The following is a 21,817-nucleotide window of genomic DNA, read 5'->3' on the forward strand; positions in this document are numbered from 1 at the left end:
GGGCCCGCGCCTCAGGGCGCGCCGTCCACTTGCTTCTGCGCCCGATCGACCGCTTCGCCGCAGGCCTTGGCATCGCCCTTCTTGTCGGCCGTGCGCGCCTCGTCGAGGGCCACCTTCGCCTGCATCGCCTTGTCGCCGCCCTCTCCGGCCTCCGCCGACTTCTCGGGGGCCGCGGCCTCGGCCGAGACGCTGCCGCCGCTTCCCGTGATGCCCTGACCGCTGCGCGCGCTGGCCGTGGCCTTGCCGCTGGTGTTGGCGGAGATCGCCTCCTTGGCCAGATCCTTCACTGGTCCCTCGAGCTTGGCGATGCGATCGCCGCAGGGCGAGGCGAGGGCGGGCGCCGCACCCGCTGCGAGGAAACCGGCGGCGAGACACCCGGCAACGGGCCACAGGAAACGGGTCATCGATTGCTGTCCTTGATTCGGATGGTGGGGTCGGCTCGACCGAGGCCGCCTCCGTCGGAGGGTCAACCCCCGGGAGCGAGGCCGGGCTCCCTTGGCGGGGCGGGAAAACCGCCGGCGGGAACACGGTTCGCCGACCCGAGGCCGAATCGGCACGAGCGTGCGTGGGCGTCCGGACGCCTTCGCCTCCGCCAGGGTGCGGTCGGATCCGATGGGGCCGGATATGAGACGGGGCGCAGGACGGCACGAATCCGCCCTGCGCCCCGAACCCTCCCGGAACCCGGGAGGGCGATGCCCGATCAGGCGCTCAGCTGGTCGCGAATCGGCAGCTGCCGGATGCGCCGGCCGGTGGCGGCGAAGATCGCGTTGGCGATCGCCGGAGCCACGGGCGGAACGCCGGGCTCGCCGACCCCGCCGAGGGGACGGCTGTAGTCCGGGTTCGGCAGCAGGTGGACATGGATCTCCTTCGGCGCCGCATCGATGCGGGTGATCTCGTAGCCGTCGAAGTTGTTCTGCTGCGCGCGTCCGTCCTTGAAGGTGATCTCGGCCGTGAGCGCCAGGCCCATGCCCATGACGACCGCGCCCTCCATCTGCGAACGGATCCGCTCCGGATTGACCTGCGGTCCGCAATCGATGGCGATGTCGACGCGCTTGACCTGCACCTCGCCCTTGGGGCCGACCGCCACCTCCGCCGCCACCGCCGTGTGGGTGACGAAGCTGTAGTGGCCAGCGATCCCGAGGCCGGTGCCCTTCTCCATCTTGCGACCCCAGCCGATGCCCTTGGCTGCCGCCTCGATCACGCGGCGCAGGCGCCCCGTATCGATCGGGTAGCGGGCGGGATCCTCGCCGTAGTTCCAGACGTCGCTGATGCTGGTCGGGTCGATGAGCCGGTCAGGACCGATCAACGCGAGCAGGTACTCCTTCGGGTCACGTCCCGCCGCGTGGGCGAGTTCGGATACGAAGGACTGGATCGCGAAGGCGTGCGGGATGTTGGAGACCGAGCGGAACCAGCCGATGCGCACGTGGGCATCCGCCGCCGGGTTCTCGAGACGGATGTTGGGCACGGCGAACGGCGTGTTGGTCAGGCCCATGCCGAGCTCGAACGGCAGCTCGTGCTTCGGGTCGGGGGCGAAGATCGACCCGATGGTGGGCGCCGCCGAGCGGTGCAGCCAGGCGACCGGCATGCCCTTGTCGTCGAGCCCGGCCTCCAGGCGCTCCACCGAGATGGTGTGGTAGTAACCGTGGTGGAGGTCGTCCTCGCGGGTCCAGATCAGCTTGACCGGCGCCCCGTCCACGGCCTGGCTGCACAGGGCCGCTTCCAGCACGTAGTCGGGCTTCGACTTGCGGCCGAAGCCGCCGCCGAGCAGCGTCACGTTCACCTTCACCTTGTCGGCAGGCAGGTTCAGCTTCTTGGCGAGGCGATCATGCGTCGCCTGGGGCGCCTGGGTATTGGCCCAGGCCTCGCAGAACCCGTCCTTGATCCGCACGGTGGCCGCCGGCGGCTCCATCGGGGCCTGGACGAGGTGGGGCACGAAGTACTCCGCCTCGAGCTTCGTCTTGGCCTTGGCCATGGCCCCGGCGACGTCGCCCTGGTCGCGCACGACCTTACCGGGCGCGCGCGCCGCCTTCTCCAGCTCGCCCCGGAAGGCGACGGAATCGTAGGTGGCGTTCGGGCCGTCGTCCCAGGTGATCTTGAGGGCCTCGCGGGCCTTCATCGCCGCCCAGGTGTTCTTGGCCACCACGGCGACGCCGCCGACGGGCTGGAACTCGGACGGGATCTCGGGCGCGTCGATGGTGAAGATCTTGACCACGCCCGCGACCTTCATGGCCTCGGAATCGTCGACGCTCTTGACCTTGCCGCCGTAGACGGGCGGGCGGGCGATGAGGGCGTAGAGCATCCCGTCGAGGCGGGTGTCGATGCCGTACATCGCCTTGCCGACGGTGAAGTCGTGGTTGTCGATGAGGCCGATCTTGCCCTTGCCGATGTAGCGGAAGGCGTCCTGCTTCTTCAGCACGACGCTCTCGCGGGCCGGCACCGGCAATTCGGCGGCGGCGGCCGCGACCTCGCCGTAACCGAGGCTGCGCTTCGACTTGGCGTGGGTGACGATCGAGTTCTCGGCCTTCACCTCGCTCGCCGGCACGCCCCACTGCTTGGCGGCGGCCTGGACCAGCATGGCGCGGGCCGCGGCACCGGCATGGCGCAGGTGCGGGAAGAAGTGGCGGAGCGAGCGCGAGCCGTCGGTGTCCTGGTTGCCGAAGCGGGCCTCGTCACCCCAGGCCTGGGCGACCTTCACCTTGGACCAGTCGGCCTCGAGCTCGTCGGCCACCACCAGGGCGATCGAGGTGCGCACGCCCTGGCCCATCTCGGAGCGATGGCAGGTCACCGTCACGGTGCCGTCGGACGCGATGGCGACGAAGACCTTCGGGTCGTCCTGCCAGCCATGCGGCATGGCATCGGCGCCGTATTTCTTGGGCTCGTCCTTCTTGTCTTCGGCCTGGGCCGGGTCACGCCAGGACAGGGCGAGCACCAGGGCGCCCATGCCGCCGAGCATCGCGCGGCGGCTGACATTGGCGAGGGCGCTCGGACCGGGGCCGGTCTCCACGGGTGCAGCGTCGGCCGGCGCGGTGGCGCGGGCCGCCATGGTTTGAGCTTCGTGGATCACAGGCGCTCTCCCTTGTTCACGGCGGGCTTCTGGCCAGCGGCCTGGTGGATCGCGGCGCGGATGCGGGGGTAGGTGCCGCAACGGCACAGGTTCCCGCTCATGGCCTCGTCGATCTGCGCGTCGGTGGGCTTCGGGGTCTCGGTGAGGAGGGAGGCGGCCTGCATCATCTGCCCGCACTGGCAGTAGCCGCACTGCGCCACGTTGAGGTCGCGCCAGGCGACCTGAACCGGATGGTTGCCGTCGGGGGACAGGCCCTCGATGGTGACGACGGCCTGCCCCTCGGCGGCCGAGACGGGGGTGACGCAGCCGCGCACGGCCGTTCCGCCCACATGGATGGTGCAGGCGCCGCAGAGGGCCTGCCCACAGCCGAACTTGGTTCCGGTGAGCCCGACCTCGTCGCGCAGGTACCACAGCAGCGGCATGTCGGGATCGCCGTCGAAGCTGCGTTCAGCTCCGTTCACGGTCAGTTTGATCATCGGTGTATCCTGTCATGGATCAGGCCACGGACCGGTCGGGATCGGCGTCACGCCAATCCATCAACCGGCGGGAAGCCGTCGGGGTCACATGTCGGGCGTTGGCACGGTCGACGTGGCGTCGCCGTCCGCATCGAAAGGTCCTGAGATGCGGCGGCGGATCCGGCCTCTCCGATCGGGAGAGCCGTCGCAGCGCACGAAGCCCCCACGCCCCGCACCTCGGAATGAATCCAATTAAACGTCCGGGCTGTTGCGGCGCAACCGGAGGCTGGCCCCGTCATCCGTCCCCGGACGGGCGATGCGACCTCCATGTGCCGTTGCGCACGGGGCGAAGCCGGACGGGTGGTCCGGATCGCCGGGTCGCACGTTGCTTTTGCCGGCTTCCACGCAAATCCCAACCGGTGACGGTCGGCCCTCCCGGCTCTCGCGTCTCGCGGTTCAGGTCTCGACCAGGCCGGCGCTCGACCCGCTCGCGCTGGAATCGCCGGCCCCGTGCGGCAGGGCGAGGTATTCCGAGGAGCGCATCTCGATCAGGCGGGAGACCGTGCGGTCGAATTCGAAGGCCTCGCGCCCCTCGGTGGCGGTGTAAAGGGCCTGGGGCTCGGCCGCGGCCGAGGCGACGAGCTTCACGTGAGCGTCGTAGAGGGTGTCCACCAGGGTGATGAAGCGCTTGGCCTCGTTGCGGTTGTCCGGCCCCATCACGGGGATGTCCGAGACGATCACCGTGTGGAAGGCGCGGGCCACCGCCATGTAGTCGGAGGCGCCGAGCGGCTGGGCGCAGAGGTCGGCGAAGCCGAAGCGGGCAACGCCGCCGGTCTCCTCGGGCACCGGCACATCGTGCCCCTTCACCCGCAGGGTCGCGGGCCGGCCCTTGGCCTTGCCGGTGAGGCCCTTGAACGCGGCCGCCAGGGCCGCCGCCGCCGTGCCGTCCGCGGGCACGTGATAGACCGAGGCGCCCCCGAGCTTCTCCAGCCGGAAATCGGTGCGGGAATCGAGGCGCAGCACCGCCACCCGATCCTGCAGTTCGGCGACGAAGGGCAGGAACAGGGCGCGGTTCAGGCCGCCCTCGTAGAGCCGGTCGGGCTCGACGTTGGAGGTCGCCACCACCGTGACGCCGCGCTTGAACAGGGCGCCGAACAGGCGGCCGAGGATCATCGCGTCGGCGATGTCGGTGACGGTGAACTCGTCGAAGCAGAGCAGCGTCGCCTCGTCGGCCAGGGCATCGGCCACCACCGGGATCGGGTCGTCGCCCTTGGCGGTGCCAGCCTTCAGGGCCTGGCGATGGGCGTGGATGCGCTCGTGCGCGTCGGCGAGGAAGCCGTGGAAGTGCACCCGGCGCTTCGGTTCGGGGGCGGCCTCGTGGAAGAGGTCCATCAGCATGGTCTTGCCCCGTCCCACCGAGCCCCAGATGTAGACCCCCTTGGGCGTCGTCGCGGCATCGTCCCGGCGGCCGAACAGCCAGCCGAGCGCGCTGCCCTTGCGGGCGCGCTTGCGGCGGCCGAGCTCCAGCACCAGGCGGTCGAGGGCGCGCACCAAGTGGATCTGCGCCGGGTCGCGCTCGATGGCCGCGGTGCGGACCAGGGCCTCGTAGCGGTCGGAGACCGGACCGGGGGACACGGCGCCGGCCTTGGCCTGGCTCGACGGCGCGAGGCCCGAGGAGGAGGGGGCGTTCACGGGGTGTGCGACCTGTTCGCGGAGGAGGGGATCGGGCGGCCGGCGGATCTGCCGGTCTGACGCGGCCACCCCGCGGGATCAAGCCCCGGATCCGGTTCCGGCGCCGGACGCGCGGCAGCCGGTCGCTTTGCTGCATTGCACAAATGTGGCAGCGATGCCAGATCTGATCCGCCTTGATGGAGGCTACGCCCGGAACCGGCACGTCCTGCGCGCCCCGAAACCGGAGACCGGCACCCGATGCCCGATACGCATCCGACCCTTCAACCGATCCTCCGCCGCCTGTGGCCCAACGATGGCCCGGCGGTGGAATCCTACTTCCTGCGGCTCGACCCGGAGACCCGGGCCAACCGCTTCATGGGCGCGCTGAGCGACGCGGCCGCGCTCACCTATGCGCGCAACGCCCTGAGCGCCGAGGGCCTGATGTTCGGCTGCTTCGTCGACGGCACCCTGCGGGGGCTCGGCGAGTTGCGTCCCACCTCCGCGCCGCCGCCCGGTTTCGTCCTCGGGACCGAGGCGGAGGCCGCCTTCGCGGTGGAGAAGGCTTATCGCCGCCATGGCCTCGGCCAAGCCCTGTTCCGGCGGATCGCCGCCGCGGCCCGCAACCGCGGCGTGCGCGACCTGCACGTGCGCTGCCTTGCCTGGAACCGGCCCATGCGGGGCCTCGCCGCCAAGGTCGGCGCGGACCTGCGCATCACCGGCGGCGAGGCGGACGGCGCCCTGCATCTCGCCCGTCCGACCCCCGTCTCCCTGTGGCAGGAGGGCGTCACCGAGGCGGTGGATTTCACCCTCGCCCTCACGGCGGCGTGAGTCCGGCTTTGCCGCACGGGGGCCGGGAGGTATCGTGGCCGGTATGACGCCGCCCGGACGAGTTCCCCCCGCCCGGGCTCGGCCAGGGGGCACCATGATGGATCTTTCGCGGCGGAGCCTGTCCGTCCTCCTCGCCTGCACGGCTCTCCTGCCGGGCGCGGCCCTGGCCCAGACCGATGCCCCGGCCCGTCCCGACACCCGCGCGATGACCTGCGCCGAAGCCGCGGCCCTGGTGGCCCGGGCCGGCGCCATCGTGATGAGTACGGGGCCGGCGACCTACGCGCGCTTCGTGCGCGACGGCGGGTTCTGCCCGCTGCCGGAAACCACCCAGCCGTCCTGGGAGACGACCCGGGACGATCCCAAGTGCTTCGTCGGCTATACCTGTCGCGACAAGTTCAACGAGGGCCAGGGCCGGGACTGAGGTCCGGGGGCATTCCGTCGCCTGACGCCGACCTGCGCCCGCGCTTACGGCCACGCTGCCTTGTTGCCGCCCCGCCCTCTGCCGATGGTCGCCGCCGGGACCCGCCCCGGGAGAGGACGGGCTCGCCGACGAGGGGCCCAGCATGGACCGGACCGAGACCACCCAGACCACCCGCCCGCTGAGCCGTCCGGCCGAAGCGCGCCTAGAGCGTTCCGTGGCCGATGCCCTGCGCATCATCAGGGCCGCCTGCGACGAGCGGAACGAAGCCCCCGTCAAGGCTGCCCGGCGCCAGCTCGCCGCGATCTACGGCGCGACCCGCCTCAGCCGGCAGCGCGAGCGCCGGAGTGCCTCGGCCTGAGATTCCGTCACCGGGCCGGTCGCTCGGCGAGCCAGATGGTGTGGCGCGCCCCGCGCGAGCGCCCGGCCCGCACGCCGACCGCCTCCACCCGGAAGCCGCCCCGCGCCAGTCGCTGGGTGAAGGCTGGATCGGGATGGGCCGACCACACGGCCAGAACCCCGCCGGGGCGCAGGGCGGCCCGTGCGGCGGCGAGGCCCGCGGCGTCGTAGAGCTGGTCGTTGGCGCGGCGCGTCAGCCCGTCCGGGCCGTTGTCGACGTCGAGGAGGATCGCGTCGTAGGTCCCGCGCCCTGCGCGGATCACCGCGGCGACGTCCGCCACCCGCGCCTCGGCGCGCGGGTCCGACAGCGCCTCGGACGAGAGGCCCGCCAGGGGGCCGCGGCCCCAGTCCAGAACTGCCGGCACGAGCTCGGCCAGCACGATCCGGGCCTCCGCGGGCAGGGCGTCGAGGGCGGCCCGGAGGGTGAAGCCCATGCCGTAGCCGCCGATCAGCCAGCAGGCATTCGTCCGGAGCCCGAGCCGCCCGGCGGTCAGGGTCGCCAGCGCCTCCTCGGAGCCGCTGAGCCGGCTGTTCATCAGCTCGTTGTGGCCGAGCTGGATCGAGAATTCGGTGCCCCGCTGCAGCAGGCGCAGGGAGTCCGACCCGCCCGGCACGGACGCGGTGCCGAGAACGACCCAGGGGATCACGAGGGGGACTGGCGGGTAGGGCGGATCATGCGAACTTGGCTAGCACGGGTCGCCGACCGGATCACGTGGCACCGCGCGCCGACCCGCCCCCCGCCCGACGCGGGGGGCGGGTTCTTGCGGGCTAGAACAGCCCCTCGATCTGCCCGTTGGCGTCGAGGTGGATGCCCTCCGAGGCCGGGATCTTGGGCAGGCCCGGCATGGTCATGATCTCACCGCAGATCACCACGACGAAGCCCGCGCCCGCCGAGAGGCGCACGTCGCGCACCGCGATGAGGTGGCCCGAGGGCGCGCCCATCAGGCTCGGGTCGGTGGAGAACGAGTACTGCGTCTTGGCCATGCAGACGGGCAGGTGGCCGTAGCCGTCCTTTTCGAACTGGGCGAGCTTGGTGGCGGCCTTCGACTCCACCTGGATGTCGCCGGCGCCGTAGAGCTTGGTGGCGATGGCGAGGATCTTGTCGGTGAGCTTGGTCTCGGTCTCGTAGACGTAGCTCAGGGGCTTCTGCTCGCCGTTGGCGAGCTTGACCACGGCGTGGGCGAGCTCCTCGGCGCCGGCACCGCCCTCCGCCCAGTGCTTGCAGGTGATGGCCTCGACCTGGAGCTTGTCCCGGCACAGCGTCTTCAGCTTGGCGTGCTCCGCATCGGTGTCGGCGTAGAAGTGGTTGACGCCCACGACGACGGGCAGACCGAAGCTGCGCACGTTGGCGACGTGGCGCGCCAGGTTGGCGAAGCCCTTCTCCAGGGCCTCAAGGTTCTCGGAGCCGAGCTCCTTCTTGGAGACGCCGCCATGCATCTTGAGAGCGCGCACGGTGGCGACGATGACCACTGCGGAGGGCTTCAGGCCGGCCTGGCGACACTTGATGTCGATGAACTTCTCCGCACCGAGATCGGCGCCGAAGCCGGCCTCCGTGACCACGTAGTCGCCGAGCTTGAGGCCCGCGCGGGTGGCGATCACCGAGTTGCAGCCATGGGCGATGTTGGCGAAGGGGCCGCCGTGGATCAGGGCCGGGTTGCCCTCCAGGGTCTGCACGAGGTTGGGCTGCAGGGCGTCCTTCAGGAGCACCGTCATGGCGCCCGTGGCCTTGACGTCCTTGAGCGTCACCGGCTTGCGGTCGCGGGTCTCGGCAATGACGATGCGGCCGAGGCGCGCCTCGAGGTCGTCCAGGTCCTTGGCGAGGCAGAACACCGCCATCACCTCGGAGGCCACGGTGATGTCGAAGCCGTCCTCGCGGGGGAAGCCGTTGGCGACGCCGCCGAGGGACTGGGTGATGGCGCGCAGGGCCCGGTCGTTCATGTCGACCACGCGGCGCCAGTGGATGCGGCGCACGTCGATGTTGAGCTCGTTGGCCCAGTAGACGTGATTGTCGATGAGGGCGGCCGCCAAGCTGTGGGCTGAGGTGATGGCGTGGAAGTCGCCGGTGAAGTGCAGGTTGATCTGCTCCATCGGCACGACCTGGGCCTTGCCGCCGCCGGCCGCGCCGCCCTTCATGCCGAAGCAGGGCCCCAGCGAGGGCTCGCGCAGGCACATCACGGTCTTCTGGCCGATGCGGTTGAGCGCATCGCCGAGGCCGACCGTGGTGGTGGTCTTGCCCTCGCCGGCCGGCGTCGGGCTGATCGCCGTCACGAGGACGAGCTTACCCTCGGACTTGGTCTCGAGCGACTTGATGAAGGCGTGGTCGATCTTGGCGATATGCTTGCCGTAGTGATGCAGCGCGTCGTCCGGGATGCCGATCTTGGCGGCGACCTCGGTGATCGGTTGAAGCGTGGCCGCGCGCGCGATCTCGATATCTGAGGGCATTGGTGCGTTTCTCCCGGATTGTTCTTGCGCGATCGGGTCCGGCAAGGCCGCATTCCGTCCGCTGGCGTTCGTCGTTCGCCGCCAGGACCGGATCCGCCGACGTTGGGCCGTGCGGATCGGCCAAGCGGCCACGCATCATCGATCGCATCAGTTTGCGTGAAGGGACAAGCAAAAGCGCGTCGGAAATTTTGAATTTGCAGGCAAAAATTTGTTTGGGATCAGACCTGTGTCAGCCCGTCATGGCACTCGCTGTGTATCCGGCCTCGTTCAGCGCCTCCGCGATGCTCAGGGCCTGAGCGGTGGTCGTCACCGCGACGCGTCCGTGATCGAGGTCGACCGCGACCTTGGCCTCGGGGTCGAGGCGCTGGATGGCCCGGCACACCGCCGCGGCGCAGCCGTCGCAGGTCATGCCCTCCACCTGCATCAGGAGGTCCGATGGCGTCGCGTCCATGAGGTTCGCTCCGGGCTTCTCGTTCCGCGGGGCGCATTGTGGCGCCTCGCGACGCCGATGCAAGCGGTCCGGCGCGCGCCGCGTGGGACGTCCCGGAAGCACAGGACACAGTTCGGGAAAATCCGTTTGCGGGGCCGTCCGGTGGCTTGTGGGCCGGGAGCGTCTCGGCAACAAAAGAACGCCGGACCGGCCGAGGTCGGACCGGCACCCGTATTTCCCTGTCGTATCGAGGATCGAAGACTCCGATGGCCCGGATCATCGGCCGGCGTACGAGCCTGTGGGCCCTCGGTCTGCTCGGGCTCTGCCTTCTCGGGCCGCTCGCGGTCTTCTCCCCGCTCGGGGCGAGCCTCGGGCTCGCGGGCCTCGGGCTCGTGGCGGCCCTCGTCGCCCATCGCCGCGCGGGCACGCTGACCGCCCGGTGCGAGAAGCTGTCGGGCGAGGTGGACGTGCTGTCGCAGCGGCTGGTCCGGCTGGAGACGGTGACCCGCGCCCTGGCCGAGCAGCAGGTTCGGGCCGTCGATGCGGGGCTTCCCGCGAGCGCCCCCGGCCCGGATCCCCGCGACCTCAGCGCCGGCATCGAGGAGGTCACGGCCGAGATCGGTCTCCTCAGCGGCATCGTGCGGGAACTCGCGGCCGTGGTGGCGGCGCAGGACGGCGAGATCGCCGGCCTCAAGGCCGTGCCCGCCCCCGTCGTTCCACCCGTCGCTCCTCCGCTCAGCCCCGTGCCGCGGGTCATCGCTCCGGAGCCTGAAATTCGCCCCGAGCCGCGCTTCGACGCGCCGCCTCTCCGGCGCACCGATCCGCCGCTGGTCGCGCCCTGGACGCCGCGGGCCCTCGGCCGGGCCGAGGCCCCGGTGCGCGACCCCGCGCGCGACGCGGCCCTGATCGCCGCCTTCGACGCCGCCGGCCTGGAGGTCCACCTCCAGCCCATCGTGTCCCTGCCCCAGCGCAAGGTGGTGTCCTACGAGGCGATGGCACGCCTGCGCCTAGCCGGCGAGACCCTGATGCCGGAGGCGTTCGTGCCGGTGCTGGAGCGCCACGGGCGCACCACCGACCTCGACCGCCGCATGCTCCAGCGGGTCGCCACCATCGCCCAGCACCTCGCCGGGCGGGGCAGCCAGGCGGCGGTGGCCTACGGCCTGTCGCCGCGCTCCCTGTTCGAGCCGGGCTTCCTGCGCTCGCTCGGGCGCCTCGTCGAAGGAGCGCCGGACCTGTCGGGACGGGTCATGCTGGCCCTGCCGCAGGCAAGCTGGCGCAACCTCGACGCGGAGCAGGCCGGCGCCCTGGCCGACCTGCGCGGACGCATCGGCTTCATCCTGGACCGGCCCCTCGACCTGCGCCTCGATCCCCTGGCCCTCGCGGATCGCGGGGTCGCACAGGTGAAGGTCCCGGCCGACCTGCTGCTGCGCCCGGATTCGCGCCAGGCCATGCCCGACATCGCCCTCGAGGACCTCGTGGCTTCCCTGGCGCGGGCCGGCATCCGCCTCGTCGCCGAGGGCGTGGAGCGCGAGACCGATGTGCCCGACCTCATCGAGCTCGATGTGCCCCTGGCGCAGGGCAGCGTGTTCGCGCCGGCCCGGGTGGTGCGCGCCGAGGTGCTCCAGGCGGCCCCGGCCTCGTCCGAGCCGACTCCGCCGAGCGAGGATCCGGAGCCGCCGCCCCAGCGCCGCCCGTTCCGCGACTTCCTGCGCCGGGCCGGCTGAGACCCGCGCGGCGTTGCTTTTCCCGGAGGTCCCGCCTAACCGGGCGGCGCTCCCCGAAACGCCCGCCCGTCAGCTCGAGGCCCGCCGCATGCCCGATACGCCCGCCCGTCCCGGCCCGTCCCGGCCCGTTCCGACCCTGGACGGCTTCGCGACGATCGCCGCGGGCTACGATCTCATCCTGTGCGACGTCTGGGGCGTGCTGCACGACGGCACCAACGCGCATCCGGGAGCCGGCGACGCCCTGACGCGATTTCGCGCCCTTCCGGAGAGCGGGCTGCCCCGCCGGGTGATCCTGGTCTCGAACGCGCCGCGTCCCTGGGCCGGGGTACAGGCGATCCTCGACGGATTCGGCGTGCCCCGGGGCGCCTACGACGCGATCCTGACCTCGGGCGACCTGACGCGCAGCCTGGTCGCCGCCCACCCGGGCGAGCGCCTGTATCATCTCGGACCGGAGCGCGATGCCACGATCTTCGACGGCCTCGACGTGACCCTGGTCGACGTGGCGCAGGCCGAGCGCGTCATCTGCACCGGCCTGTTCGACGATACCTGCGAGACCGCCGAGGATTACCGCGGGACGCTGGAGGCGATGCGGGCCCGGGACGTGCCGATGATCTGCGCCAATCCCGACCTCGTGGTCGAGCGCCGGGGCGAGCTCATTCCCTGCGCGGGGCTGATCGCGGAGGCCTACGCGGCCCTCGGCGGCGCGGTGACCTATGCCGGCAAGCCCCATCGCCCCGTCTACGAGGCGGCGCTCGCGCTCGCAGGCAGTCTCGACGACCGGGCGCCGCCGGAGCCCGCCCGGGTGCTCGCCATCGGCGATGCGCTGCGCACCGACATCGCCGGGGCGACGGCCTTCGGAATCCCCAGCCTGCTGGTGGCGCGCGGCATCCACGCCGAGGAGCTCGGCGTCTCGGCGGCGCATGCGTCGCTCGGGGACATTGCGGACTGGCTCGATCGTCAGGCGGTCCGGCCCGACGCGGTGATCGAGCGCCTGGTCTGGTGATCAGGCGAAGAGGGCGTCGATCTCGTCCTGGGCGACGGCCGGGCCGTGGAGCTGCGGACCGTTGAGGATGAGGAGTTCCTTGCGGACCCGGCGCTCCACCTCCTCCGGGTCGATGCCGCCCTCGTCCTTGGCCTTTACGGCGCTGGCGAAGCGCGAGAGCCGGCTTTCGAGCTGGCGCAGGGCCTCCACGACCTTGGCGATGCGCTGCCCGGTGATGTCCTGGAAGGTGCAGGCCTCGAAGATGTCGTTCATGCGCGCCTCGACGGTGGCGCGGTAGTTCTTGTCGTCCGGCAGGCCGAGGATCTCCTCGGCCGTGTTCATGATGGAATTCGTGGCGCCCGCGGTGGCGGCCACCACGCTGCCGAGCTCCTCGTGCGCCATCGGCAGGCGATCCCGGGTGAGCTCGTTGGCCCGCAGCGCGGCGATCTCGTTGCGCAGATGGGCGATGTAGTCCGCGATCTCGACCAACTCACGGATCAAGGACGGCTTATCCGACGCGGGATTCACGTTCCGCGCCCGCTTGGCGAGTGCCATGGGCTCCCGGCTCCTCGATTCGGTGTTCCTGGGCTACGTCTCGAATCGATCAGGCGCCGCAGACGGCTTCGATCTTGCTCTTCAGGGTGGCAGCGTTGAACGGCTTGACGATGTAGTTGTTCACGCCGGCCTTCTTGGCGGCGATGACGTTCTCGGTCTTCGACTCGGCGGTGACCATGATGAACGGGGTGGTGCGCAGGGCCTCGTCGGCCCGGACGTGGCGCAGCAGCTCGTAGCCCGTCATCGGCTCCATGTTCCAGTCGGAGATGACGAGGCCGTATTTGCGGTTCTTGAGGCGAGCCAGGGCGGCGGTTCCGTCGGAGGCGTCGTCGACCTCTTCGAAGCCCAGCTGCTTGAGGAGGTTGCGGATGATACGGACCATCGTCTGATAATCGTCGACGACGAGGATCGGCATGCCGAGATCGAGGGCCATGGGTCGGTGTGCTCCGTCAGGGGAGGGCCCGTGCCTGGGCACGACCCTCCGGGAATGGGCCGGAACGCCAAGGTTTGGGCGCCCCTTGGCGATGAAACTACGCAGCTTCGCATTGCGAAGCGGTTAACTGCCCACGCGGCCCATCTTGTCTTGACTTCGGGAATGTCCGGGCGTGGCGGGGATGGACTCCGTTCGCCTTGACAAGGCCGCCCCGCTCGCCCCCATGCGGGGGGCATGTCCCTCGCGCCGCCCCCGCCCGACACCGCGGACCCCGCACCGTCCAGCCTCGACGCTTTCGCCCGGCAGGCCCTGGACGACCTCGATGCGCGCGCCCTGCGCCGCCGCCTCATCGACACCGCGCGCGGACCCGGTCCGATCGCGCACCGGGACGGCCGGACGCTGATCTCGTTCTCGTGCAACGACTATCTCGGGCTCTCCGACGATCCCCGCGTGATCGCCGCCGGACAGGAGGCGCTGGCGCGCTACGGCGCCGGCGCCGGCGCCTCCCGCCTCGTCACCGGCAATCATCCCGTCCTCGCCGCCCTGGAGGCGCGGCTGGCCGCCCACAAGGGCAAGGACGCGGCCCTGGTCTTCGGCAGCGGGTACATGGCCAACCTCGGCATCGTGCCGGCCCTGGCCGGCGCCCGGGACCTCGTCCTCGTGGACGCCCTCGGTCATTCCTGCCTGTTCGCGGGGGCGCAGGTCTCGGGCGCGACGATGCTGCGCTTCCGCCACAACGACGTCGGCCACCTGCGGGACATCCTGGCGGCGCGCCGCGGCCGGCACGGACGCGCGCTGATCCTCACCGAGCGGGTCTTCAGCATGGATGGGGACCGCGCGCCTCTCGACGCCATCCTGGAGGTTGCCGCCGCCCACGATGCCTGGACGCTGGTGGACGATGCGCACGGTCTCGGCGTGGTGGAGGCGGGGGTCCGCGCCCCTCTGGAGATGGGCACGCTGTCGAAGGCGCTGGGCTCGTATGGCGGCTATCTCTGCGCCTCGCGCGACGTCGTCGACCTCATGACCAGCCGGGCCCGCAGCTTCGTCTACACCACCGGCCTGCCGCCCGCCTCGGCCGCGACCGCCCTGCGCGCGCTGGAGATCATCGAGGCGGAGCCCGAGCGGGCTGCCCGCCCCCTGGCCTTGGCCCGCCGCTTCACGGCGCGCCTCGGACTGCCCGAGGCGACGAGCCCGATCGTGCCCGTCCACGTCGGGACGGCGGAGGCGGCGCTCGCGCTCTCGGCCGCCCTGGAGACGCGCGGCTTCCTCGTCGTCGCGATCCGGCCACCCACGGTGCCGGCCGGCACCGCCCGCCTGCGCGTGGCCTTCTCGGCCGCACACGACCCGGCGCAGGTCGACGGCCTGGCCGACGCGCTGCGGGCGCTCGGCATCGGCCCACGGGTTTCGCCGGAGACCTGACCCGGACGGATCAGGAGTTGGAGCGTGCGCCGACGGACTCGTGATGCCGGTCCTGGAGCCGGTTCGATCGCTCCCGCGCCCGCCGGCGCTGGGCCGAGAAGCCGATCCAGCGCGTGACCAGGGGGCCGCGACGGCGAACGATCGGTGCCGCGTCCCCGGTCTCGCCCGTCAGGACGGTCACATCGGTATCCGCTGTTCCATCCGCGAGGTGGCTCTCTTCGGCGGGAGGGGCGTGACCGAAGGCTTCGGGATGGGTCTTTTCCGTCACGACGATGAGTCTCCTCCGGGAATCCTGGGTGTTGCCGTGGGTGGGGAGGGCCGCGCGTGCGACGGCGCCGATCCCTGCCGTCGCGTTCGTCGGGCCGGGCCCGTCGCCGAGAGGTCGGAGCTTGCGAATGTCAGCGGTCATCACGCCTGTTGCCATCTGCGCGGGACCCAGCGCGGCGCGCCGTGCGCACCCGTGATCCCGTCCCCCTGCACGGCCCGCTCGTCGGGTCCTGCAGCGTCTGCAACAGCATAAGCAATCCCGCCGCCGGGTTGAGTCGGTTGCTTGGTCTGTGAGTCCATATCTGTTGTCTCGGCGTCCCAAACAGACGTCCAACCGGCCGTTTGCCGGGCTATGGGGACGCTGCCCGGCCCACGGGACCGCGCGGTCCGCGTGTGATCCGGGCCGGCGACCCTGCGCTCCGACCTGTCGTGTGCGGGCCGATACGGCGTCGTTTGGGGGCGCCGCGGGGCTTTCGGCCGCCGCGGATCCGTCAGGCGGCGGCGGGCGCTTGGCCGGCCGCGCGCTCGTGGGCGAGCTTGACCACGCTGACCTGATCGACTTTGCCGGTCCCGAGCATGGGCACCCGCTCCAGCACCACCACCTCCGCGGGAATCGCGATCTCCGGCACGCCCTTGCCCTTGGCGAAGCTCTGGTAGGCGGCGCGGGTCGCGTCCTTGCGTTCGGTGAACAGCACCAGCCGCTCGCCCTTGCGGGCATCCGGCACGGCGGCGACGGCGCTCGGGGTATCGGGCCACAGCTCGGCCGCGAGGGCCTCGACGCTGGCCAGCGACACCATCTCGCCGGCGATCTTGGCGAAGCGTTTGGCCCGGCCCTTGATGGTGACGAAGCCCTGGGCGTCGATGGCGACGATGTCGCCGGTGTCGTACCAGCCCTCGGGGGGCGCCTCGATGCTGCCGGGGCGCTCGGGCCGCAGGTAGCCCAGCATGATGTTGGGACCGCGCAGGACGAGACGTCCGCCCTCCGCGATGCCGGGCACCGGCTCCAGCCGCCAATCCTGGCCGGGCAGGAGGCGGCCCACGGTGCCGAAGCGGTTGAACATCGGGGTGTTGAGCGCGACCACCGGGCCGCATTCGGTGACGCCGTAACCTTCCAGGATGCGCAGGCCGAACTTCTCGCCCCAGGTCTTGCGGGTGGATTCCTTCACCGCCTCGGCCCCGGCCACGACGTAGCGCAGCGAGCGCAGGTCGTAGGAATGGGCGGTCTTGGCATAGCCCGCCAGGAAGGTGTCGGTGCCGAACAGGACGGTGGCGTTGGAGCCGTAGATCAGCTCGGGCACGATCCGGTAGTGCAGCGGCGAGGGATAGAGGTAGACCGGGACGCCCGAGACCAGGGGCAGCACCAGGCCGGCCGTCAGCCCGAAGGCGTGGAACACCGGCAGCACGTTGAACACCTTGTCGCTCGGCCCAAAATCGATCCGGGCGGCCACCTGCGCGGTGTTGGCGAGCATGTTGCGGTTGGCGAGCACCACGCCCTTGGGTGCGCCTTCCGAGCCTGAGGTGAACAGGATCGCGGCCGGGTCGTCGCCCCGCCGGGGCACCAGGGGCGCCCGCTTGGAGAGGAAGCCACGCAGCTTGTCGCCCGTCGTGATGCCGGCGCGGATGTCCTCGAGGTAGACGAGGGTGACGGCCCCCCGGATCGCCTCCACGAGGGCGCCGAGGCGGCCCTTCTCGATGAAGGCGCGGGAGGTCAGGATGGTGTCGACCTCGGCCGTTTTGCAGGCCGACAGGACGTTGGCGGCGCCCGCCGAGAAGTTGATCATGGCCGGAACCCGCCCGGCTGAGGCCAGGGCGAACAGGGTCACGGCCGCACCGTTGGCGTTCGGCAACATCACGCCCAGGGGCTTGCCGGGGGTGCCGAGCCCCTGCAGCTTCCGCCCGAGGATGTTGGCGCCCATCACCAGCCGGGAGAAGCTCAACGATCCGGTCGGATCCTCGACGGCCGTGCGGCGCCAGCCGTGGCGGTCGCCCGCCTCCACGAGGGCCTGCATCAGGCCGCGGTCGATCTCGGTGGTGCGGAAGACGAGGTCGGACATGATTCCGTAGAGTGCGGCGCCCGCCGCCTGCCGGCGAGCCTTGCCCTTGAGGGCCGGGTCCACGCTAAGGGCGACCGGCGAAAGGATCGTGACGGTGACCTTCGGCCACCAGCGCCGCTTCACCTGGTTCTTCGACAGGCGCGAGAAGACCGTCTTCTCCAGGCCGTCGATCTTCACCGGCACCACCATGGCCCCGGACTTGTCGGCGATGAGCCCGGCCCCGTCATAGACCTTCATCAGGCTGCCGGTGACCGTGAGGCGCCCCTCGGGGAAGATGATCAGCGTCTCGCCGCTCTTGACCGCATTGATCAGGGTGCGGGTGGCCAGCGGCCGTGTCGGGTCCAGGGGCATCGCCTTCGTCATCGCCAGGAACGGCTTCACCCACCAGCGCTGCGCGATGCCGTGGTCCACGGCGAAGACCGGTTCCTGGTCCAAGAGGGAGAGCGCGAGGGGCGCGTCGAGGAACGAGACGTGGTTGAGGGCGATGATGGCGTTCGGGCCGGCCTTCTCGACGTTCTCCAGGCCGCGCACCTCCAGGCGGTAGAAGGCCCGGAACAGGATCGAGAGGAAGTCGCGGAACGGGCTCGTCGGCAGGACGGCCAGGATGACCACGCCCGCCACGAGGTTGAGCACGCCGAGCAGGGTCAGGAGCGCAGCCATCGACCAGCCGGCGCCCTGGAGGGCGGCGAGGCCCAGCGCCCCCGTCACCATGAAGGCGGCCGTGAGCACGTTGACGGCGCCGATGACGCGGGCCCGCTTGTCCTTGTCGGTCCAGGCCTGCACGGCGGCGAAGGAGGGCACGATGTAGAGGCCGCCGGCGACGGCGAGGCCGAACAGGTCGAGGGTGACGCGCAGGCCCGTCCCCGTGGTGAGGAACTCCCAGGCGTCCGAGGGATCGCCGGAGACGGGCCCGAGATGCGCCACCGTCCAGGCGAGATCGAGCCCGAAGGCGCCCATCAGCAGGGCGCCGACGGGGGTGGGGAGCAGCACGATGCGACCGCTGGCGAGCCAGGAGGCCAGCCCCGAGCCCACCGCGATGCCGATGGAGAATACGGCGAGCAGGGTCGTCACCACGGTCTCGGAGCCGTTGAGGCTCTGGCGCACCAGGACGGGGAGCAGCGACAGCACCACGGCGCCCACGAGCCAGAACCAGCTCACGATCAGCGAGCCGCGCCACAGCCGGGTGTCGCTCCAGAGATCGCGCAGGAGGGCACCGGTGGAGCGGGCGACGTTGGGGTCGACCCGCAGGGTCGGCGCGCCCTCGCCGGTGGACGGGATCGCCCGGGCCGAGAGCCAGCACAGGACGGCGAACACCATGATCATCGTGCTGAAGGCCAGCGCGCCGCCGCCCATGGCGGTGGCGAGGCCGGCCACGATGGTGCCGAGCAGGATGGCGAGGAAGGTCGCCGCTTCGACCAGGGCGTTGCCAGCGGTCAGTTCGTCCCGGCGCAGGTGGTCGGGCAGGATGCCGTACTTGATCGGCCCGAACAGGGCCGCGATCGTCCCGAACAGGCCGAGCGCCACGAAGAGCACCGGCACGGAGTGCAGCCAGAACCCCAGGGCCGCCGCCGCCGCACCGAAGATCTCGGCGAATTTCAACCGCTTGGCGATGAGCGCCTTGTCGTAGCGGTCCGCCATCTGTCCGCCGAGGCCCGACAGGATGAAGAAGGGGCCGATGAAGACCGCGCCCGCCAGGGTGACCAGCATCGGCGAACTGCCACCGCCCGCACCGCCCACCTTGAACAGGATCAGGAATACGAGCGCGTTCTTGAGGAAGTTGTCGTTGAACGCCGAGAAGAACTGGCACCAGAACAAGGGTGCGAAGCGGCGCGTCGTCATCAAGGTACGAAACATGGAAGTCTCCTCGGACGACGCATGACTGCCCGCACGCGGCGATAGCGTCAAATGGTGAACCACGCGTCATTTGAACAACGTTCAAAACATATCGCCGCCGCAGATGGGGTTCAATGGCGCGATTGCACGGCGTGCAATCTGAGCGGTCGGCCGGTGCGGTGCCGCACGGGGACGATGACCCGACCTCGGGATCCACGGAGCGGGAAACAGGATGGCACGGGTGGAGAAACGGGGCACGGGCCCGCGCGGCGAGCACAACCGCGACGAGTTCCTCGCGCTGGTGACGAAGGCCGCCGAGAACCTCGTCCGGCGGGAGGGCCTGCGCGGCCTCGGGATGCGGCGGCTGGCCAGCACCATCGGGTATGCGCCGAACTCGATCTACAATGCCGTCGGCGACCTCGATGCGGTGATGATGCGGGTCAATGCCCGCACCCTCGCCCGCCTGCACGCGGCCCTGGAATCCGCAGTGACGCCGGACGCCGCCCCGCGCGACAAGGCTCTGGCCCTCGCCGATGCCTATCTCGGCTTCGTCGCCGCGGATCCCCAGGTCTGGAGCCTCGTCTTCGAGCACCAGATCGCGCCCGACAGCCCCTTCCCGGACTGGTACGCCGAAGCCCTGGGCCAGACGACCGACCTCGTCGCCCGCGTGCTGGCCCCCATGATCCCCGACCCGGACGAGCGCCGGCAGGCAGTGGCGGCCCTCTGGGCTGCCCTGCACGGCCTCGCTTCGCTCTCGACTTCGCGCAAGCTCGCGGTGCTGACACCGGAATCGCCCCGGGACCTCGCGCGTTTGCTTGTCCGACGCTTCCTCGACGGGCCGGACCGGGGAAGGCCCGAGACCGCGGGCGCCTGAGCGCCCTCGGGCCGGTGGATCCTACAGGACGCTGCTGCGGCGCGTCCGCATCCCCTTGAAGAGGGCGGGATGGGGATCGGTGAGACCGCGTGATGCCGGCGGCTCCGGCGCCTTGTACGCCGGCTCCGCCCAGGCCGGGACCTCGCGCGCGTCGTCCGTCCTCGGCCGGCCGCCGCGGCGCTTGGCGGTCGAAGACCCCGAGTCGTGTAACTCGGACCGCGGCGCAGGCAGGAGCGACAGGCCGCCGAACGCGAGGAGGCAGGCGAGGCCGATGCCGGCGGAATGCCAGCTCGGCTCCGGCGCGATCATCATCGTCACGAGACCCCCGAAGGCGATGGCCGAGGCGAGATTGCGCGGTGTGAAGGGATCGATGGCCATGACACCATCATCCGCTGCCTCGCTCGCGATTTCGTGAACCGCATGATTCAACTTGTAGGGATTAGATCGCCGTTGGGCCGGAGCCCTCCGATCGTATTCGGCCCCATGCCGACGGCGCAAAATCCGTGACGCCAGTTGGGGTTTCGCCCTGCGACAGGATTGAGACTTCGATCGGCGCAAGGTCCGAGACCTCGGACTGATATCAGTGCTTCAACAAATCGCGAGATTTCCAGAAGCTCTGATGGGTTCTCGCTGGTGCAACCAGGGGTTCAGAACAATTCATTCGTGAACGCAAGATTTTAAGCATCCGCGATGCGTTGTGGCTGCTCGCCGCGCGTGTTGATTTGCTCCAGGCGGCACCCGATGAAGTTCGTCGTGTCCGTCCAAAATCTCTTCATCCGCCGCCGTCTGATCGCGGCCTTCTCGCTCCTGACCGTCTTCGTGGTCGGCCTGGGCCTCTTGGCACTCTTCAGCACTCAGCGCATGCGCGCGCAGAGCCTGGAGGTCGAAACGAACTGGCTTCCGAGCATCCGCGCCCTGGGCGAGATCGATACGGTCACGGCCCGCATCAGCGCGGTCGTGCTTCGGCATATGCAGGCCACCGACCCGAAGCTGACGGCCTCGATCGAGGCGGACCTCGTGCGCTTCGACCAGAAGCTGGCCGATCGCCGGGCGATCTACGAGCCGATGATCGCCTCGCCGGAGGAGCGTGCTCTCTACGACAGCTACCGGCGCGATGCGGCCGCCTTCCTGCCGATCCGCCAAGCCATCCTGGATCTCTCGCGCGGCGGACAGAAAGCAGACGCCTTCGAGCTCTACGAGAGCAAGGGCCTGCCAGTCCGCCGCGCCGCGTCGAACACCCTGGAGAAGCTCGCGGCCCTCAACAATGACGGCGCCGCGCAGGCGCAGGCCCGCAGCATGGCCATCTTCGAGCAGACCCAGACCCTGGGTCTCACCGCTATGTTGGTGGCTCTCGTAATGTCGGCGCTGTCCGCCTTCCTGATCATCCGCGGCGTCACGCACGGCATTCGCGCCGTGGTCCGGCCCATGCAGGCGCTGGCGGGCGGAGACCTCTCCGTGACCATCCCGCACCAGGGCGCCCGGACCGAGATCGGCACCATCGCGGACGCCGTCCAGGTGTTCAAGGACGGTCTGATCAGGATGCGGGCCCTGGAGGCGGAGACGGTCCTGGCGCGGGCGGGGGCGGAGGCGCAGCGCCAGGCGGCGATGCGGGCGATGGCCGACAGCTTCGAAGGGGCGGTGGGCGGCATCATCGGCATGGTGACGAGTTCGGCCACCGAGCTGCAGGCCACCNCGCCAGGCGGCGATGCGGGCGATGGCCGACAGCTTCGAAGGGGCGGTGGGCGGCATCATCGGCATGGTGACGAGTTCGGCCACCGAGCTGCAGGCCACTGCCCAGAGCATGGCCGGCACCGCCACCCAGACCGCCAACCAGACGACCAGTGTCGCTGCTGCGGCGGAAGAAGCCGCTTCCAACGTCAACACCGTGGCGGCCGCGGCCGAGGAACTCGGCTCCTCGGTGCAGGAGATCGGCCGCCAGGTCGGCAGCTCGGCCGCCATGGCCCAGACC

At 70.8% G+C, this 21,817-nt stretch carries 20 protein-coding genes; 8 read left to right on the forward strand and 12 right to left on the reverse strand.

Annotated elements, in window-relative coordinates:
* Positions 1-11 precede the first annotated feature (11 nt).
* The 4 genes from ASF41_RS23325 to zapE form a co-directional block, all read right to left on the reverse strand.
* Positions 12-404: a hypothetical protein gene (locus ASF41_RS23325; RefSeq protein WP_056497549.1), complete on the reverse strand. Its 393-nt coding sequence runs from the start codon at positions 402-404 to the stop codon at positions 12-14.
* A 296-nt stretch (positions 405-700) separates the two neighbouring features.
* A complete protein-coding gene (locus ASF41_RS23330) occupies positions 701-3,064 on the reverse strand; it encodes a xanthine dehydrogenase family protein molybdopterin-binding subunit (RefSeq protein ID WP_056497552.1) in 2,364 nt (787 codons plus the stop codon).
* Entirely contained in the window at positions 3,061-3,540 is a 480-nt protein-coding gene (locus ASF41_RS23335) for a (2Fe-2S)-binding protein (protein WP_056218655.1), read from the reverse strand. Before ASF41_RS23335 ends, ASF41_RS23330 begins: the two co-directional genes overlap by 4 nt.
* 435 nt (positions 3,541-3,975) lie before the next feature.
* On the reverse strand, positions 3,976-5,154 hold the full coding sequence (gene zapE / locus ASF41_RS23340; protein ID WP_056497616.1) for a cell division protein ZapE: 1,179 nt from the start codon (positions 5,152-5,154) through the stop codon (positions 3,976-3,978).
* 294 nt (positions 5,155-5,448) lie between these two features.
* Between zapE and ASF41_RS23345 the strand changes: the two genes are divergently transcribed.
* From ASF41_RS23345 to ASF41_RS23355, 3 genes are all read left to right on the forward strand, one after another.
* Positions 5,449-6,018, forward strand: coding sequence for a GNAT family N-acetyltransferase (locus ASF41_RS23345; RefSeq protein WP_056218658.1), 570 nt, complete (start codon positions 5,449-5,451; stop codon positions 6,016-6,018).
* A 94-nt stretch (positions 6,019-6,112) separates the two neighbouring features.
* Positions 6,113-6,439: a hypothetical protein gene (locus ASF41_RS23350; RefSeq protein ID WP_244479762.1), complete on the forward strand. Its 327-nt coding sequence runs from the start codon at positions 6,113-6,115 to the stop codon at positions 6,437-6,439.
* Between the two features lie 142 nt (positions 6,440-6,581).
* Positions 6,582-6,797: a hypothetical protein gene (locus ASF41_RS23355; protein ID WP_056497554.1), complete on the forward strand. Its 216-nt coding sequence runs from the start codon at positions 6,582-6,584 to the stop codon at positions 6,795-6,797.
* A 7-nt stretch (positions 6,798-6,804) separates the two neighbouring features.
* Here the strand turns inward: ASF41_RS23355 and ASF41_RS23360 are convergent, their stop codons facing one another.
* The 3 genes from ASF41_RS23360 to ASF41_RS23370 all read right to left on the reverse strand — a co-directional run bounded on the left by ASF41_RS23360 (position 6,805) and on the right by ASF41_RS23370 (position 9,728).
* Positions 6,805-7,482 (reverse strand): spermidine synthase, encoded by a 678-nt coding sequence (locus ASF41_RS23360; protein WP_056497557.1) that lies wholly within the window; start codon positions 7,480-7,482, stop codon positions 6,805-6,807.
* Between the two features lie 121 nt (positions 7,483-7,603).
* A complete protein-coding gene (locus tag ASF41_RS23365) occupies positions 7,604-9,277 on the reverse strand; it encodes a formate--tetrahydrofolate ligase (protein ID WP_056497561.1) in 1,674 nt (557 codons plus the stop codon).
* A gap of 229 nt (positions 9,278-9,506) precedes the next feature.
* Positions 9,507-9,728 (reverse strand): heavy-metal-associated domain-containing protein, encoded by a 222-nt coding sequence (locus ASF41_RS23370; protein WP_056218669.1) that lies wholly within the window; start codon positions 9,726-9,728, stop codon positions 9,507-9,509.
* 245 nt (positions 9,729-9,973) lie between these two features.
* Here ASF41_RS23370 and ASF41_RS23375 point away from each other — a divergent pair, with 245 nt between their 5' ends.
* Together ASF41_RS23375 and ASF41_RS23380 are read left to right on the forward strand one after the other, a co-directional pair.
* A complete protein-coding gene (locus ASF41_RS23375; protein WP_056497565.1) occupies positions 9,974-11,431 on the forward strand; it encodes an EAL domain-containing protein in 1,458 nt (485 codons plus the stop codon).
* 88 nt (positions 11,432-11,519) lie between these two features.
* Positions 11,520-12,434: a TIGR01459 family HAD-type hydrolase gene (locus tag ASF41_RS23380; RefSeq protein ID WP_056497566.1), complete on the forward strand. Its 915-nt coding sequence runs from the start codon at positions 11,520-11,522 to the stop codon at positions 12,432-12,434.
* On the opposite strand, the gene ASF41_RS23385 is transcribed toward ASF41_RS23380, so the two are convergent.
* On the reverse strand, positions 12,435-12,968 hold the full coding sequence (locus ASF41_RS23385; RefSeq protein WP_056497569.1) for a protein phosphatase CheZ: 534 nt from the start codon (positions 12,966-12,968) through the stop codon (positions 12,435-12,437). It lies immediately after the preceding gene.
* A gap of 49 nt (positions 12,969-13,017) precedes the next feature.
* Positions 13,018-13,401 carry a response regulator gene (locus ASF41_RS23390; protein ID WP_018046001.1) on the reverse strand — a complete coding sequence of 128 codons (384 nt, stop codon included), beginning with the start codon at positions 13,399-13,401 and terminating at the stop codon, positions 13,018-13,020.
* Positions 13,402-13,635: 234 nt separating this feature from the next.
* Here ASF41_RS23390 and ASF41_RS23395 point away from each other — a divergent pair, with 234 nt between their 5' ends.
* Entirely contained in the window at positions 13,636-14,820 is a 1,185-nt protein-coding gene (locus ASF41_RS23395) for an 8-amino-7-oxononanoate synthase (protein ID WP_056497572.1), read from the forward strand.
* Positions 14,821-14,830: 10 nt separating this feature from the next.
* Here the strand turns inward: ASF41_RS23395 and ASF41_RS23400 are convergent, their stop codons facing one another.
* Positions 14,831-15,229 (reverse strand): hypothetical protein, encoded by a 399-nt coding sequence (locus tag ASF41_RS23400; RefSeq protein WP_056497574.1) that lies wholly within the window; start codon positions 15,227-15,229, stop codon positions 14,831-14,833.
* A 349-nt stretch (positions 15,230-15,578) separates the two neighbouring features.
* Positions 15,579-18,995: an acyl-[ACP]--phospholipid O-acyltransferase gene (locus ASF41_RS23405; protein WP_056497577.1), complete on the reverse strand. Its 3,417-nt coding sequence runs from the start codon at positions 18,993-18,995 to the stop codon at positions 15,579-15,581.
* Positions 18,996-19,329: 334 nt separating this feature from the next.
* On the opposite strand from ASF41_RS23405, the gene ASF41_RS23410 reads away from it, so the two are divergent.
* Positions 19,330-19,848: a TetR-like C-terminal domain-containing protein gene (locus ASF41_RS23410; protein WP_244479766.1), complete on the forward strand. Its 519-nt coding sequence runs from the start codon at positions 19,330-19,332 to the stop codon at positions 19,846-19,848.
* 21 nt (positions 19,849-19,869) lie between these two features.
* On the opposite strand, the gene ASF41_RS23415 is transcribed toward ASF41_RS23410, so the two are convergent.
* Positions 19,870-20,226, reverse strand: a complete 357-nt coding sequence (locus tag ASF41_RS23415; protein ID WP_056276221.1) for a hypothetical protein — start codon at positions 20,224-20,226, stop codon at positions 19,870-19,872.
* Between the two features lie 375 nt (positions 20,227-20,601).
* On the opposite strand from ASF41_RS23415, the gene ASF41_RS23420 reads away from it, so the two are divergent.
* Positions 20,602-21,540, forward strand: a 939-nt coding sequence (locus tag ASF41_RS23420) for an MCP four helix bundle domain-containing protein (RefSeq protein WP_244479767.1), incomplete at its 3' end; no start/stop codon positions are given.
* Positions 21,541-21,817 lie beyond the last annotated feature (277 nt).

Origin of the sequence: Methylobacterium sp. Leaf111 (assembly GCF_001423285.1) — a bacterium.
Lineage (GTDB): Bacteria > Pseudomonadota > Alphaproteobacteria > Rhizobiales > Beijerinckiaceae > Methylobacterium.